The 15,948-nt window shown below is 54.8% G+C and carries 10 protein-coding genes; 9 read left to right on the top strand and 1 reads right to left on the bottom strand.

Going from position 1 to position 15,948, the window contains the following annotated elements; all coding sequences use genetic code 11:
• The first annotated feature begins 225 nt into the window (after window positions 1-225).
• The 9 genes from K6T12_RS20050 (at window position 226) to K6T12_RS20010 (ending at window position 14,602) form a co-directional block, all read left to right on the top strand.
• The gene (locus K6T12_RS20050) at window positions 226-900 is read left to right on the top strand and encodes a response regulator (protein ID WP_222224747.1); all 675 of its coding nucleotides are present in this window, start codon (window positions 226-228) and stop codon (window positions 898-900) included.
• 51 nt (window positions 901-951) lie between these two features.
• Window positions 952-1,230, top strand: a complete 279-nt coding sequence (locus tag K6T12_RS20045; RefSeq protein WP_222224746.1) for a hypothetical protein — start codon at window positions 952-954, stop codon at window positions 1,228-1,230.
• Between the two features lie 174 nt (window positions 1,231-1,404).
• The gene (gene serC, locus K6T12_RS20040; protein WP_222224745.1) at window positions 1,405-2,481 is read left to right on the top strand and encodes a 3-phosphoserine/phosphohydroxythreonine transaminase; all 1,077 of its coding nucleotides are present in this window, start codon (window positions 1,405-1,407) and stop codon (window positions 2,479-2,481) included.
• A 249-nt stretch (window positions 2,482-2,730) separates the two neighbouring features.
• The gene (locus K6T12_RS20035) at window positions 2,731-5,046 is read left to right on the top strand and encodes a type I restriction-modification system subunit M (RefSeq protein ID WP_222224744.1); all 2,316 of its coding nucleotides are present in this window, start codon (window positions 2,731-2,733) and stop codon (window positions 5,044-5,046) included.
• Window positions 5,046-6,446, top strand: coding sequence for a restriction endonuclease subunit S (locus tag K6T12_RS20030; RefSeq protein ID WP_222224743.1), 1,401 nt, complete (start codon window positions 5,046-5,048; stop codon window positions 6,444-6,446). The genes K6T12_RS20035 and K6T12_RS20030 overlap by 1 nt, the downstream gene beginning before the upstream one ends.
• Window positions 6,443-7,387, top strand: a complete 945-nt coding sequence (locus K6T12_RS20025; protein WP_222224742.1) for a DUF5655 domain-containing protein — start codon at window positions 6,443-6,445, stop codon at window positions 7,385-7,387. The genes K6T12_RS20030 and K6T12_RS20025 overlap by 4 nt, the downstream gene beginning before the upstream one ends.
• Window positions 7,388-7,396: 9 nt before the next feature.
• Window positions 7,397-8,035, top strand: coding sequence for a DUF4145 domain-containing protein (locus K6T12_RS20020; RefSeq protein WP_222224741.1), 639 nt, complete (start codon window positions 7,397-7,399; stop codon window positions 8,033-8,035).
• A gap of 72 nt (window positions 8,036-8,107) precedes the next feature.
• A complete protein-coding gene (locus tag K6T12_RS20015) occupies window positions 8,108-11,359 on the top strand; it encodes a type I restriction endonuclease subunit R (RefSeq protein WP_222224740.1) in 3,252 nt (1,083 codons plus the stop codon).
• 147 nt (window positions 11,360-11,506) lie between these two features.
• Window positions 11,507-14,602, top strand: a complete 3,096-nt coding sequence (locus K6T12_RS20010) for an AAA domain-containing protein (protein WP_222224739.1) — start codon at window positions 11,507-11,509, stop codon at window positions 14,600-14,602.
• Window positions 14,603-14,936: 334 nt separating this feature from the next.
• Here the strand turns inward: K6T12_RS20010 and K6T12_RS20005 are convergent, their stop codons facing one another.
• On the bottom strand, window positions 14,937-15,563 hold the full coding sequence (locus tag K6T12_RS20005) for a trimeric intracellular cation channel family protein (RefSeq protein ID WP_222224738.1): 627 nt from the start codon (window positions 15,561-15,563) through the stop codon (window positions 14,937-14,939).
• Between the last annotated feature and the right edge of the window lie 385 nt (window positions 15,564-15,948).

Below are 15,948 nucleotides of genomic sequence, written 5' to 3'. Positions count from 1 at the left end.
TCGGTTTTGATGGATTTTGCGGCTTCGCGAGCGAAGGCCTCCAGTTGCTTCTTGTCCATACTGCCTATCCTTAGCCATTGCTGGCTCCATGATAGGCAGTTACACAGTTTTATCTACAGTCTCAATAAACATGTATTTTGTTTGATTTTTTGAGCACCCTATCGGCATAATCGAAATCCGCAAGCGGCTTGCTTGTTTGAATGAAGGCTCAATTTAGGGTGTGTTATGCCTGACCAGATCCGTGTCCTGCTCGTTGATGATCACTTTATGATCCGCGCCGGCCTTCAGCGCCTGCTGGAAAGTGAGCCAAGCATCAGGGTGGTCGCGGAGGCCGAGGATGGCCGCGGTGCTTTCGAACAGTACCGTGCCACCATGCCTGACGTGGTGGTGTTGGATCTGATTATGCCGACCGGTGACGAGTCGGCTGGAGAGACCGTGACGCCGAAAGCAAACGGCGGCCTGGAAGCGATCCGGCGTATCCGCAGCTACGACGACCGTGCGCACATCCTGGTGCTGACCGGCAAGGAGAGCGAGCCTTTTCCATCCCACGTAATCCAGGCTGGCGCGCTGGGTTTCGTCACCAAGCGCTGTGCGCCGGGCGAGCTGGTCGAGGCGATCAGCGAGGTTCACGCCGGGCGACAGTACCTGTCCCACGTGGTGCGCGAGCAGGGCGCCGATTTCGAAGCTGACGCGTCGCTGACCGACAAGCTTACCAAGCGTGAGTTCCAGGTTTTCTCGCTGCTGGCCGAAGGACAGTCGGTGGCGGCGATCGCCGAGCAGATCCACCTCAGCCCCAAGACCGTCCACGCTCACCGGACCAACATCTTCCGCAAGCTCGAGCTGGGCAATAACTCCGAACTGGTTCATCTGGCCATCAGGCAGGGAATTGTTGACGCCTGAACGGCTCTAACTCTTTATGCTGTGCAATTCCGGACTGGTCGGAGGTTTCTCATGCGTGACGTACGTTCACCCGAAGCGATGTTTGAAGCCGATCTACTCTGGCGGGAGATCCAGCTTGGTGATCTTCTGGTTCTCGAATCCGATCTGGAACAGGATGGCCAACCGGTACTGAAAGCCGGCCAGCGTTATGAAGTACTGGCCAAGCTGAGCGGCGCCTCAGGGCAACAGCAATTTGTCGTCCAGTCAGACCTGACCAACCAGACGGTGAGCGTCTATCCCGCCCAGATCTGCAGTTACGAAAGCGCGGAACAGCCGGTACACCATGCCTGAATGGCCCGCGCCCCTCGCAGTTGATCTTCGCTAGCCGTCTTATCCCGCGCGGGCGCCGCCGCCACTTGCCTTAGATCGGCATCTGGGTTTTTATGTGGCCCGCAAACGTATGACTCCCATCCCAGACCTGGAAAAGTTGCTCGAACCGGCGGGTTCGAGCGTTGGAGCGCCATTGTGACATCTATCCATAATTTTTATGCCGGGCCGGGTGCGCTGCCCAAGCCGGTAATGGAAAAAGTTCAGGCCGACCTGTTCAACTACCGGGGAACCGGCGTCAGTGTCATGGAGCTCAGCCACCGTAGCGAACCGATTGTCGAGCTGATTGAGGATACCGTTGCCAGAGTTCGCGCATTTCTCGCGCTGGACGCCGACTGGGAGGTGCTGCTGTTGCAGGGCGGCGGTTCGCAGCAGTTTCTGATGGCGCCGCTCAATCTCTCCCGGCCGGCCGAGCAGGTCGACTATCTGGATACCGGCTACTGGTCCCGCAAAGCGATCAACGAAGCCGGTCGTTGCGACCGGGATGTTCGAATTATCGCCAGCGGTGCCTCATCCGATTACAACCAGCTGCCAACGCCGGAACAGATAAAAACCCGTGCCGACTCACGTTATCTGCATCTATGTACCAACAACACCGTGGTCGGCACCCAGTGGCATCGATTACCCGATAGCAAGGCCCCGCTTGTCCTGGACGCCTCCTCGGACTTTCTAAGCCGCCGGATTCCGCTGGACAATGTCAGCTGCCTCTACGCCCATGCCCAGAAGAATATCGGCCTGGCCGGAGTAACCGTGGTGGCGGTCCGTAAAGACTGCCTGCTGGACAACGAGCTGCCGGCCTACCTGGATTATCGCTCCCACATTGCCGCGAACTCCAACTACCACACGCCGCCGGTATTCTCGGTGTATATCACCAACCTGATGCTCCGCTGGCTGGAAAGCGAAATAGGGGGGCTGGATGCGATGGCCGAGATCAACTCCCGCAAAGCGAGGCTGCTCTACGACGCCATCGACAACTCCAAACTGTTCACCTCCGACGTGCACCTGCCGGATCGCTCGCTGATGAACGTGACCTTCAGCAGTGGCAGTCCGGACGGGGACGAGGATTTCATAAGCTACTGCAAGCAACGCGGCGTGATCGGCGTCGAAGGGCATCGCACCCGTGGCGGCCTGCGGGCCAGCCTATACAACGCGGTGACCGTCGATAACGTGCAGGCGCTGGTTGACGCCATGCAGGCGTTTGAAAGGGCGCAGTGATCGTCCGGCTGTACTGAATCCCTGGTTAGCCATGCCGGTATTGCATCGCTCTACGTAAATTCTCTACGTACATACCGATATCCGTTAGATGCACTCGTAAGCGGTATCCGCTGGTAGTGTTGGGGGATGATTTTCCCGGCAGCTCTGCCGTCGCTGAAGGGGATGTAGTACACTGATTTCAAACAGAATTCGGCAGGTCCCGCAGCATCGTAACAGCCACCTGCCAGGTTGGATAAGGCATACTTTTCAATGGAAAACTTCTCTCAAACGGCAGCTTTTATCTGGTCGGTTGCCGATCTTCTGCGCGGTGATTTCAAGCAGAGCCAGTATGGCCGAGTGATCCTGCCGTTCACGTTGCTACGGCGGCTTGAGTGTGTGCTGACCGCCGATAAAAAAGCGGTGTTGGACGCGCATGAAAAAGTTAAGGGGATGAATCTGCCTGAAGAGGCTGCCGAGAAGATGATTCTCAGGGCCACCAGTCAGAAGTTCTTTAATACCTCGCCAATGACCTTGTCGAAACTGGGCGAGTCGGGTATCAAGGACAACCTGGAAAATTACGTGCAGTGCTTCTCCCGTGATGCACGGGAGATATTCGAGCACTTCAAGTTCGACGAGTTTGTCGGCCTGCTGAGCGATGCCAACCTGCTCTATAAGGTGGTGCAGAAGTTTGCCAATACCGATCTCAGCCCAGAGCGGATCTCCAACCACGAGATGGGGCTGGTATTTGAGGAATTGATCCGCCGCTTCGCGGAAAGCTCTAACGAAACGGCGGGGGAGCACTTCACCCCGCGCGACATCGTCCACCTGACCACTTCGCTGGTGTTTATGGAGGATGATGAGGTGCTTACCAAGGAAGGCATCATCCGCACCATCTACGACCCAACAGCGGGCACCGGCGGCTTCCTCTCGAGCGGCATGGAATACGTGCTGAAAATGAACAGCCATGCGGTGATCCGCGCCTTCGGTCAGGAACTGAACCCCGAGTCCTACGCTATCTGCAAGGCGGATATGCTGATTAAGGGACAGGAGGTTGACCGTATCAAGCTGGGCAACACCCTCTCCAACGATCAGCTCTACGCCGACAAGTTCGACTACATGCTCTCCAACCCGCCATTCGGTGTGGACTGGAAGAAGGTCGAGAAGGAGATCAAGGACGAGCATAGCCTGAAAGGGTTCGATGGCCGTTTCGGCCCAGGGCTGCCCCGGGTCTCCGATGGCTCGCTACTGTTCCTGATGCACCTGCTCAGTAAGCTCCGGGACTGTGCTCCCAATAGCGAAGGCGTTCTGGAAGGTGGCGCTCGTATCGGTATCATCCTGAACGGCTCGCCGCTATTCACCGGCGGCGCGGGCAGCGGCGAGAGCGAGATCCGCCGTTACATCCTGGAAGCCGATCTGCTGGAGGCGATCGTCGCGCTGCCCACCGATATGTTCTACAACACCGGCATCGCCACCTACATCTGGGTGCTGTCCAATAAGAAACCCGCCGAGCGCAACGGCAAGGTGCAACTGATCAACGGTGTGAACCTAAGCAGCAAGATGCGCAAGTCGCTGGGTTCCAAACGCAAGTACCTCACCGAAGATGATATCCGCACTCTCACCCGCGAGTTCGGCGCCTTTGACGAGGCCAGCGCGGTCGACCCGACTAACCAGCAGCCACTTACCAAGATCTTCAACACCACCGACTTCGGCTACCGCCGCATCACCATCGAGCGGCCGTTACGGCTGTCGGTGCAGATGGATGATGAGCGTCTGGCAACGCTTCGGTTTGCGCCCAAACCGTTTAATGCACCCATGCAGTGGATCTGGGAGCAGTTCGGCCAGAAGTGGGATGACAGCTCAGAAGGTGAGAGCTACGGCGAACTGGCTGAGTTCGATAAAGAGGTCAGGGTTGAGATAAAGGCGAGCTTCCCTGAACTGAAGGAAAAGCAGATCAAGGACCTGCTCAGCCGAAAACTTTGGCGCGATCAGAAAGCGCTACTCGATACCGCGAAAGCCTTGCGAGCCCAGCTGATCGAACAGATGGGTGAGGATGCTATCTTCACCGGCCAGTGCGATGACTTCAACCGTTTCGAGGATGAGCTGAAGCAGGCGCTGAAAGCAACAGGCATCAAGCTGGACGCCAAGCAGAAAAAACAGCTGCTGGATGCGATCAGCTGGAAGAACCCCGAGGCTGAGCGAGTGATCAAAAAGGTGCTGAAAGAGGCCCCGCAGCCGAAGTACGGTGCTTTCGAAGTCACAGTCAAAGGCAAGCCCGCCGTGGTGGAGTACCAGCCGGACAGTGAGCTGCGCGACTACGAAAACGTGCCGCTCGATCCGACCAAGCGGGTTGAAGCGCTGATCGAAGAATACTTCGACCGCGAAGTGGCTCCCCATGTCCCCGACGCCTGGATCGACGCAAACAAGCGTGACGATAAGGATGGCGAGATCGGCATTGTCGGCTATGAGATTCCGTTTAATCGCCATTTTTATGTCTACCAGCCGCCCCGCAGTCTGGAAGAGATTGATGCGGATTTGGATGCTGTAACGAAGGATATAATGGGGCTGCTAAGCGAGGTCCACTCGTGATGGGTAAATATCAAGCTTATCGGGATTATAAGGACTCAGAAATTGACTGGCTTGGCTTGATTCCAGCTAACTGGAAAGTAATGCGCCTAAAGCGATTGTTTGTTATTAAAAAACGGATTGCAGGAACCCTTGGTTTCGAAGTTTTATCGATTACCCAGCGAGGCATCAAGGTTAAAGATATTGAAACTGGCGACGGTCAACTTTCGATGGACTACTCAAAATATCAAAAGGTTGAAGTGGGTGACTTCGCGATGAATCACATGGACCTTTTGACAGGTTTTGTCGATATATCGAAATATACTGGAGTTACCAGCCCTGATTACCGTGTTTTCTCATTGAAAAGTGAAAATTTATTCTATAAAAAATATTACTTATATCTTCTACAAATGGGATACAAGCAAAAATTGTTTTTCCATTTAGGGCAAGGAAGTGCGCACCTCGGTCGGTGGCGACTGCCAACCGAGGAATTTAATGAGATTGAATATCCTGTACCGCCCAAAGAAGAACAATCTACTGTAGCTGCTTTCTTGGACCACGAAACAACCAAGATCGATACTCTCATCGAAAAGCAGCAGCAACTGATCAAGCTGCTGAAAGAGAAGCGTCAGGCGGTGATCAGCCAGGCGGTCACCAAGGGCCTTAACCCCGATGCGCCGATGAAAGATTCAGGCGTGGAGTGGTTGGGAGACGTGCCTGAGCATTGGAAAGTCGGTTACATCAAGCAATTTGCCAAAATTGAAAGTGGACATACCCCCGATAAGAAAAAAGAAGAATATTGGGTGGATTGTGATATACCCTGGGTGTCCCTTAATGACTCCAAATCATTAAAAATTGTTAACTATATAGAAGATACCAAGTATAAAGTTAACAAACTTGGTATACAGAATTCTTCTGCTCGTTTGCTTCCTGATAGCGCGGTTGTCTTTACGAGAGATGCATCTATCGGACTTGCTGCAATCACGAAAAAGCCAATGGCCGTTTCTCAGCATATTATTGCGTGGCTTTGTCATGAAAATTTGCTAATCCCTGAATTCCTGCTACTTGTATTCTATGCAATGACTGACGAGTTCGAACGCTATACCTTTGGGGCAACCATAAAGACTATCGGTATGGACGATGTGAAATCACTTCGTGCAGCGCTGCCTCCAATAAGCGAGCAGGAGGAATTAGTAACGACGGTGTTTAATAAAATGGATTCTATGGACAAAGCGATAGCAAAAGCCGAGTCCTTTGTTGCTCTATTGCAAGAGCGCCGCACCGCCTTAATCTCTGCCGCAGTAACCGGCAAAATTGATGTTCGCAACTGGCTACCCCCGGTGACAAAGGCGGAGGCCGATTCGGTATCTGGCCAGCCTCAGCAACTGGAGCTGCCGGTATCGGGTAGCGAGGTGGCGGTATGAGCGATATCAAGCTGTTTTCCCTCGGCGCCGGTCAGGTCAATGAACTGGCGGGCAGTAGTGCATTGCTGGAGAAAGATCTTCAGACGCTGATCGAAAGCCAGTTGGAAGCTTTTCTCGGAGTGCGCTTTCTTGCCAGCGAGTACAGCACCGGCAAAACCCATAAGGGACGGATCGACACCCTGGGGCTGGACGAGAACAACTGCCCGGTGATTATTGAATACAAGCGGCACAGCAACGAAAATGTGATCAACCAGGGACTGTTCTACCTGGACTGGCTATTGGACCACCAGGCGGAGTTCCGCTGGCTGGTGATGGAGAAGCTGGATAAGGAGGTCGCCGAGTCGATCGAGTGGGGCGGCACCCGATTGATCTGTATCGCCGCCGACTTCAACCGCTACGACGAGCACGCGGTGCAACAGATCAACCGCAATATCGAGCTGATGCGCTATCGCTATTTCGGCGATGAGCTGTTGCTGCTGGAGCTGATCAACGCCCAGAGCGCGGCGGCCGAGCGCAATAACGGCAAGGCTGTGACGGCAACTACGACGGTGTCCGAAACTGCTCGGCCGACCGAGCGGAACGATACCCAGAAAGACCGTATCGCCCAGGCCTCGCCCGAGGTGATGACGCTGTACCGGCAGATTTGCGACTACGCCTACAACCTGGGTGACGAGGTGCAGCGTAAGGAGCTCAAGCTATATACCGCCTTCAAGCGGATCCGCAACTTTGCCAGCGTACTGGTCTGGTCGCCGGTGCGTGATCCCTGTATCCGTCTCTATCTGAAACTCAACCCGGCTGAGGTTGAACTGGAAGCCGGCTTTATCGAGGATGTGCGCGGCAAGGGACACTGGGGAACCGGCGACCTTGAGGTCTCGGTACGCTGCGAAGCGCAGCTGGCCCGGGCATGTGAACTGATCCAGTTAAGCTACGAACAGGGATAGTAGATAACGATGAAAACGACGGTATTCAGGCTGGAGGGGGGAGATCGGCAGATGCCTGATCCGGCGCTGTTGGCTGAGATTATGGTCTATGAGATACCGACCCTACCGGCCTATTCGATATTGGCAGCCAGTCTGGAATTCAGCGATCCGTTTTTTTCCGAAGCTACAAGTGGCAACCCGGATTTTGCAATCGATGGAAATCGCTTACAGGTAAATCCGCGCCAGAACTATTTCGGCGCTCAGAACCGGTTGATCGTTCATTATGCCGGCATCCGCGACTACAGCCTGCTGTTCCCTCATATCGATACTCCAGCATTACAGCAACGGCTGGGCCAGTTCGCTGAAGAAGCGGAGAAAGCGTTCGATGCCGGGGCATGGATGTCGTTTGTGATGATGGCGGGTGCGGTGATCGAAGGGCTGTTGAGCGTTCAATACCACAAGCGGAAATTTCACCAGCTAATCGACTCCGCCCAGGACTCTGGCTTGTTGAGTGAGCGTGATGCACAAAGGGTCCATGACGTCAGGGAGGCACGCAACACCATTCATGCCGACCGCTATCAAGACCCCTTTGTCGATCGTTGCCTGGCGATGGATATTTTTCAGATATACGATCAGCTGATCAAACGCCACTGGTCCGCCGGGGCGTAAAAGCGATAGGCTGTTAGTGCGCGGCTGAGCGTGCAGTAACCAAAGGATGTAACTATTTAGGGATTCGCTTCAGTGACGAACACAACACAAGAACGTGTCTTTCAGGACGATATTATCCATCAGCTGCTGGATGCCGGCTGGCTACTGGGAGAAACTTCGGGCTATAACCGCGAGCTGGCGCTCTACGAGGCCGACTTGTTGGGCTTTGTGCAGGAGACCCAGCCCGAGCAGTGGCAGAAGTACTGCAAGCTCTACCCGAACGACCCCGAGCGGCAGTTCCTGGAGCGTGTCGCCTCGCAGCTTGGCAAGGTCGATCCCAACGCGGCCAATAAGGAGATGCGTACCTTTGGCACGCTGGGCGTGTTGCGCCACGAGCTGAAGGATCGCGGTACCCGTTTTCGTTTGTGCCAGTTCAAACCCGATCACGATCTGAACCCTGATACGCTGGCGCGCTATCAGAAAAACCGTCTGCGGGTGGTGCCCGAGCTGGTCTACAGTCCGTATGCCAGCGCCGAACATCTGGCGCTAACGGGCAAACAGGCCAAGAGGTGGCGTATCGACCTGGTGCTGTTCCTGAACGGCTTGCCTATCGCCACGCTGGAATTGAAATCCGAGTTCAAGCAAGCGGTGGAAAGGGCGGTCAAGCAGTACAAGCAGACCCGCCTACCGAAAGACCCCGCCACCAACAAGCCGGAGCCGCTGCTGACTTTCAAGCGCGGTGCGCTGGTGCACTTCGCCGTCAGTCAGTACGAGGTTTATATGGCCACTCGGCTGGAGGGTGACGACACCTTCTTTCTGCCATTCAACAAGGGCACCAGGGAGGGCGGAGCCGGCAACGATGTGCCCGAGAACCCGAATGAATATGCCACCGCCTACCTCTGGCAGGAGGTGCTGGCGCCCGACAACATCCTGAAGATTCTGGCACGCTTCGTTCACCTGCAGATCGGAGAGAAGGAAGACTGGCAAGGCCTGAAATACAAGAAAGAGACGCTGATCTTCCCCCGTTATCACCAGTGGGATGTGGTCAACCGGTTGGTGGATGATGCCCGTGAGAAAGGGCCGGGGCACAAATACCTGATTCAGCACAGTGCGGGTTCGGGCAAGTCCAATTCCATCGCCTGGACCGCCCACCAGTTGGCATCGCTCTATGATGAGCAGGGCAACAAGCGTTTCCACTCGGTGATCGTCGTGACCGACCGCACGGTATTGGATGATCAGCTGCAGGATACCATCTACCAGTTCGAGCATGCCGATGGTGTGGTCGGGCGGATCAATAACAAGCAGGGAGATGGCTCCAAGTCGGAAAAGCTCGCTTTCGCTCTGGAAAGCGCCCAGCCGATTATCATCGTTACCATTCAGACTTTCCCGTTCGTGCTCAAGGCGATCGAGAACAGCCTCAGCCTGAAGGAGCGTAACTACGCCATCATCGCCGACGAAGCGCACTCCTCCCAATCCGGTTCCACCGCACGTCAGCTCAAAGAAGTGTTGATGCTGGAGCCCGACGAGAATCAGGAGGAGCTGACCTCCGAGGATCTTCTGGATGCCACGGTCGTTGCGCGGCTTGGCTCGAAAAATCTGAGCTTTTTCGCCTTCACCGCCACCCCCAAGCACAAAACCTTGCAGCTGTTCGGGCGCCTCCCGAACCCTGACAGTCCGCCATCGAGCACCAACAAGCCCGAGGCCTTTCATGTCTACAGCATGCGCCAGGCGATCGAGGAGCACTTTATCCTCGATGTGCTGAAGAACTACACCAGCTACAAGGTGGCCTACCAGCTCGCGCAGAAGGTGCGGGAGCAGGACCATGAGGTCGACAGCAAAAAAGCCAAGGTGAAGTTGAACCGGTGGGTGCGACTGCACGATTACAACATCGCCCAGAAGGTGCAGGTGATCGTCGAGCATTTCAAAGCGAATGTGATGGGCCTGCTCGGTGGCCAGGCCAAGGCGATGGTGGTTACCAGCTCCCGTAAGGAAGCGGTACGCTACAAGCTGGCGTTCGATAAGTATGTCGCCGAGAAAAAATACCAAAAAATCCACGCCATGGTGGCGTTTTCGGGCGAGGTGGAGTTCAGCGATCAGGACCCGAACGTAATGGGCCTGTTGGGAGATAAATTCACCGAAACCAGCATGAACCCTGATCTGAAAAAGCGCGATATGCGCACCGCATTCGATACGGATGACTACCAGGTGATGCTGGTCGCCAACAAGTTCCAGACGGGCTTCGACCAACCCAAGCTCTGTGCCATGTATGTCGACAAGAAGCTGGCGGGCGTGGAGTGTGTGCAGACTTTGTCGCGCCTGAACCGTACCTACCCGGGCAAGGCTGAATCGGGCACCTTTGTGCTGGACTTCTTTAACGACCCTGCGGATATTCTTGACGCTTTCCAGCCGTACTACCAGACGGCGGAGCTGACCGATGTATCCGATCCCAACAAGGTCTATGACCTGTTCGAAAAGCTGAAAGCCCAGGGCATCTTTAGCTGGAGCGAGGTCGAACAGTTCTGCACCGCGTTCTTCATTCCGAATAAAAGCAACGCCGCTATCTCCAATGTCTGCAAACCGGCCGTCGAGCGTTGGCAAAAACGCTATTCGCTGGCCGTTGATGCCTACAAAACCGCCAAGGAGATGTTCGAGCGCTGCAAAGCCTCGGGCGATGCGGTGCTGATCGCCAATGCCGAAAACAGCCTGAAGGAGTGCAAACAGGAGAAGGATGCGCTGGAGATCTTCAAGAAAGACCTGGGCAGTTATGTGCGCTTCTACGAGTTCATGTCTCAGATCGTCGACTACGACGACAAGGAACTGGAAAAGCTCAGTCTCTATGCGCGCCACCTCAGGCCGCTGCTGCGCGAGAAGGTCGACGAGGATGACGACATCGACCTGAGTAACGTGACGCTCAGTCACTACCGCCTGTCGAAAATCCGCCAGCAGAATTTGAAGCTGAAAGATGACGATGCGGGCTATGGGCTGGAGCCTGGCGACGAGGTCGGCTCGGCCAAGGCAAAGGATAAGAAAGAGGAGTTCCTCTCCACCATCCTCAAACGCCTCAACGAGCTGTTCATCACCGACAACCTGACCGACGACGACATGCTCAACTACGCCCGAACCGTGGCCGACAAAGTCGGGGAGAACGACAGGGTGATGCATCAGCTCCGCAACAACACGCCTGAACAGGCGTTGCTGGGGGATTTTCCGCAGGCGGTGGATGATGCGGTGCTTGGCAGTTCAGAGGCGCACCAGAACCAGATGATGCAGATCCTCGGCAGCCCGCAGGTGGCGCAAGATTTTGCACGGGTAGTGTTTGATTTGCTGATTAATAAAAATATATAGATATCAGTTAGTTATGAGACGCTCATGATGAGCCATCTTTTCCAGGAATCTGGCGAGCTGGGCTCTGACCAGGTACTGGATCTACAACCGATTTAAAGTTCGGGTGCTGAAGGGCCCGGCCTAACCGTAAAAAGATGTAAGGGAACTATGTCGCATATCACTCAGCTTACCCGATACTTCAAGCAATCCCTGTTGGATGCCGAGGCTCTCTGTCCTGAAGACAAGGTGCTGAAACCCGCTCTGGGGCTGGCCAATGCCGATAAATCCGCGGAGTCTAACGATTACCTTTCACTGACTCATGACGCCTGGCTTGAAGGAGTGGTCGACCCAGGCGTCGCGAAGCAAATTTTTGCCAAAAAACAGCCGAAAAATAGGCCGCCATTGGATGAAGTGGAATTGGTGCTGTTCCCCAGGGTTGATATGCGCCAGGTCAGATTCAGAACGCCCAACGAAGATACCCGCGAAATTTTGCTACCCCTGGCTGTTTTTGTGAGTCTTCAGAAAGATGGCCGTTTACTGCCCAGTGAAAAAGCGCCTTGGATTCCACGCCCATGGCTAGCACCCAACGAGGGCAGGGAGGAGCCGTTTAGTGACTTTGCGCTGGTGGATGAGTTTCTGACCCTGAATCCATATAGCGGTATTACCAGTTGGCCTCAGTTGGTGACCTACTGTACGGCCATGTTGTATGCAGCCAAGACCGAATCGTACAGCAAGCCGGAACCGGCGAAAAACAGGCCAGGCAGTTGTCTGTATGATTTGCTGATCCATCCACAATATGTTCTCTCCGGACAGTGCCTGCTGCAACTGGATCCGCCGATCTACGGGGCGAAATTCAGGATACTCAAGGTACTGGATACGCTGTTGAAGAAAGACCGTTATCCGTTGCTCTATCAGCGATTTTGTCATATGGAATCGCCGCCGTTGGATCATCACCGGGACCAACAGCATAACCTTGAACTGGCCCGGCAGCATGTCGGCCAGATGAGCGGGGAATTCCCGCTGTCACCCAAACAGCGCAGCGCGCTGCATTACCAGTTTATGCAGGGAGATGGCGAGATCCTGGCGGTAAACGGCCCTCCCGGAACCGGGAAAACCACACTGCTTCGTTCGGTAGTGGCCAACCTCTGGACTCAAGCTGCGCTGGAAGAAGCAGAACCGCCGTTGATTGCGGCCACCTCAAACAACAACCAGGCGGTAACCAATATTCTGGAGAGCTTCGCCCGTATAGACGAGGAGGGGTTGGAAGAGTGCCTGCAGGGGCGCTGGTTACCGGAGCTGTTCAGCTATGGTCTTTACTGTTGTGCCAGCAGCAAAGCAAATAAGCGGAAAAACCGCCATCAGTTTCTTGGCCCCAGCGGTCAGGGGCATATGGATGACTGGCAGTGTTCAGACTATGTGACGGAGGCAACAGCCCACTTTCTGGCTTGTGCCAGCCACTGGCAAGGCGAACCGGTTGCAACCGCCCGTGAGGCGCGACAGCGATTGCTGCGAACCATGCGTCAGACCAAGCGGCAGATTGATGACGGGGTCGATCGGCTTGAAGCTTTTCAAGTTGTCGATGCCGAGTTGCGTGAAAAGGTGGGAAGCTTTGAAGGGCTCAAGGCTGCCTTGGATAAACTGGACACCCAGTTGCGTGAAGTTGGCGAGCTTGTTCAAAGTCGCCGCACGCAACGCGATGATCTCTATCGGCTCTGGGAGAAACGTAGTCTGCTGCTGTGCCTGCTGCTATGGTTGCCGCCGCTACGCAAACAGGAACAACGAAAGACACGCCGTTTACTTCAGAACTGGCAGATACCCCTGACTGATTTTAGCGACGAAGCAGTCGAGCGCTGGTTTGAAGATGAGATTGCCCGGCAGGAGAGGGAACAGGCATCCCTGGCCAGTCAGCAGAAACGCCTGCAGAGTTTGCTGGAGCGCTATCAGGCAGTGAAGGAAAAACTGACCCAGTGGTGCCGCAGCCATCACCCCGGCAAATTGTTTGGCCAATCGCCGGCCGAGCAGGTTAGCGAGGTCAGCGACCGCGCCCTGCGTTTCAAGCTGTTCAAGCTTGCCACCCATTACTGGGAAGCACGTTGGCTGGAAGACATGGAAGACTTTTTGGCCAGGGACGACCAGCGAGAGTTTTTCCCGGATAAGGTTCAGGGCAAGCTGCGCCGGTTCGCAAAACTGACGCCCTGTTTCGTATCCACCTTCTACATGCTGCCCGCAATGGTTAATGCCTGGAAGGATGGTGAAAGCTTTCCTCTGCTTGGCGAGATTGATCTTCTGATCGTGGATGAGGCCGGGCAAGCAGTGCCCGATGTTTCCGCTGCCGGTTTTGCGCTGGCTAAGAAGGCGCTGATTGTCGGCGATACCGATCAGGTTGAGCCTGTTTGGAACCTGCCGGAGGGGGTGGACAGGTCCAACTTGAAACTGTTCGGGCTGCTGGAAGATGATGATAGCTACGAAAATTTCTGGCGTACCAGCGGACTCCTATCAAGCAGTGGTAGCGTAATGCATGTGGCTCAGCGTCACTGTCGCTATCACCAACTACCTCACTTAGGGCGTGGGCTCTATCTGACCGAGCATCGGCGCTGTTATGACAGCATCATCAGCTACTGCAACGAATTGGTTTATGAGGGGGGGCTTGAGCCCCTGCGAGGAGAGCCGGAAACAGCGGTCCCTTGGGGGACTATGGCGATGGTGCCGGTTGAAACGCTTTCTGAAACTTCGGGCAGCAGTCGCGGTAATCCCGGTGAGGCTAAGCGAATTGCCGAATGGCTGTGCACCGAGCGATCTCGCATTTTGGACTATGCCCGTAGCGAAAACCCCGACTTTATATCGCAGGATGATGCTGAAGTGTTGAGGCGGGTGGTAGGAATCGTCACGCCGTTCAGTCAGCAGGCTAGATGGATTCGCCGTGAACTGGAGGCGGTAGGTATTACCGGATTGACCGTGGGTACTGTGCATAGTTTGCAGGGTGATGAGCGGTTGATCGTGCTGTTTTCCAGCGTCTATGGGCGTAACGACAGCAGTCTGAACAAGTTTTACGATCGGGGCACCAATATGCTTAATGTCGCTGTTTCTCGAGCCAAAGATGCGTTTATTGTGTTTGGCGATCCTCAAGTATTCGGTCAGGTCAACAGCGCGAAACCCTCAAAAGTTTTGCGTCAGAGGCTGAGCTTAATAGACGTGGACTGTAGTACGGAAGAGGCTGATCCGGCAGAAACAGTTGTTGCGCATGTGGGTGAAGGGGTTGCTTGATAGGTATAGAGTTCCAGTATTGGGAGCAACTACTGAATCATCAGCTAGTTGCCTTCGGCTTTAACTTGCATGCTGTTATCGAATACCTTCACCACCCGAATCAGGGCGGTATCCGGTCCGGGCGCATATTCAGCGACTCGGTTGCCAGCCGGATCTCGTCGATGTAGCGACGCCGTTGCTACCTCCATACCTGAGCTGGCGGACAACCTAAAACAATAGGCAGGAAAGTTCGATGGGACTTACCGGGCCTTGCGTATCCAAGTATGGAGCAAGTCACATGTTGTTAGAGAGCCCGGCTAAAAGCCGGGCTCTTTTCATTAAATGCAGCCAAACATCAGCCGTTTCTATAACGGTTTGGCAATTTAATGTTGAATCGAATCGCCAGTGCTCGCAGCATGAACGCGACCAGGAAGCCACCGATCAAGTCATAGCTGTAGGGCAGGTTTAAGAGACTGAGGAACAGGTACACAACCGAACCGGCCAGCGCGGTGGTGATATAAAGCTCTTCGTTCATCAGCGTCAGATTGCTGCCGCAGAGCACATCGCGGGCGATACCGCCAAAGGTCGCCGTCATGACCCCCATACAGACCGAGATCAGCGGCGAAGCGCCGTACTCGAACGCAATTTCGGTGCCAACCACCGCAAACAGTGCAAGACCGACCGCATCCATCCAGATCAGGGCACGCGTTAGGGAGGCCAGTTTCGGCGCCACAAAATAGGTTGCCGCTGAAGACACCAGGCATATCAGGATCCAAATCGGTTCGCGAATCCAGAACACCGGGACATTACCGAGCAACACATCACGTAGCGTACCGCCGCCGATACCGGTCGCTGTACCGATCAGCATAAAACCGAGAACGTCCATTTTCTGACGTGCCGCATCGAGCGCGCCCGAGATGGCAAAGACGGCTACAGCTGACAACCCCATGATGTTAACAATGGCGGTAAGATCAAACGACATTGTACGCTTTCCTAAGTATCTGACGGCATTACTAAAATGGATTCGACTATAGTCCAGTTCGGTCGCTGTGTTAATGACGATCGATCTATGGTGCATCAACTTGGTTATACCGGAATTTAAATGATTGTGTCTTTCTCTCTCGCCGACCGGGGCGTCTGGTCGGTAGCGGCGGCGCGTCCAAGGCGTGGGGGTGGGAAGTAGGCGAAGGGATTTATTGGCTTGGATAATGGATGGGCGAGCAAATTGCCCATGTTCGTTAAAGTGCATATTCCGGCCCATCGTGAACAGCCATTCCGGCGGAACGTGAACACCGATTCTGGTTCAACGTGAACACCCATTCCGGCCGAAGCTGAACACTTGTGCCCAATTTCCGGAATCGCCGTTC

The organism is Marinobacterium arenosum (assembly GCF_019795155.1).
Taxonomy (GTDB): domain Bacteria; phylum Pseudomonadota; class Gammaproteobacteria; order Pseudomonadales; family Balneatricaceae; genus Marinobacterium_C; species Marinobacterium_C arenosum.
The sequence above is the reverse complement of the archived record's forward strand: the minus strand, read 5'-3'. Positions and strand labels throughout refer to the sequence as shown.

Excerpts from the sequence above, each read along its gene's own strand:
- K6T12_RS20005 (WP_222224738.1), bottom strand. The coding sequence starts at position 15,563 with ATGTCGTTTGATCTTACCGCCATTGTTAACATCATGGGGTTGTCAGCT.
- K6T12_RS20025 (WP_222224742.1), top strand. The coding sequence starts at position 6,443 with ATGAGCGATATCAAGCTGTTTTCCCTCGGCGCCGGTCAGGTCAATGAA.
- K6T12_RS20010 (WP_222224739.1), top strand. The coding sequence starts at position 11,507 with ATGTCGCATATCACTCAGCTTACCCGATACTTCAAGCAATCCCTGTTG.
- K6T12_RS20050 (WP_222224747.1), top strand. The coding sequence starts at position 226 with ATGCCTGACCAGATCCGTGTCCTGCTCGTTGATGATCACTTTATGATC.
- K6T12_RS20035 (WP_222224744.1), top strand. The coding sequence starts at position 2,731 with ATGGAAAACTTCTCTCAAACGGCAGCTTTTATCTGGTCGGTTGCCGAT.
- K6T12_RS20020 (WP_222224741.1), top strand. The coding sequence starts at position 7,397 with ATGAAAACGACGGTATTCAGGCTGGAGGGGGGAGATCGGCAGATGCCT.
- K6T12_RS20030 (WP_222224743.1), top strand. The coding sequence starts at position 5,046 with ATGGGTAAATATCAAGCTTATCGGGATTATAAGGACTCAGAAATTGAC.
- K6T12_RS20045 (WP_222224746.1), top strand. The coding sequence starts at position 952 with ATGCGTGACGTACGTTCACCCGAAGCGATGTTTGAAGCCGATCTACTC.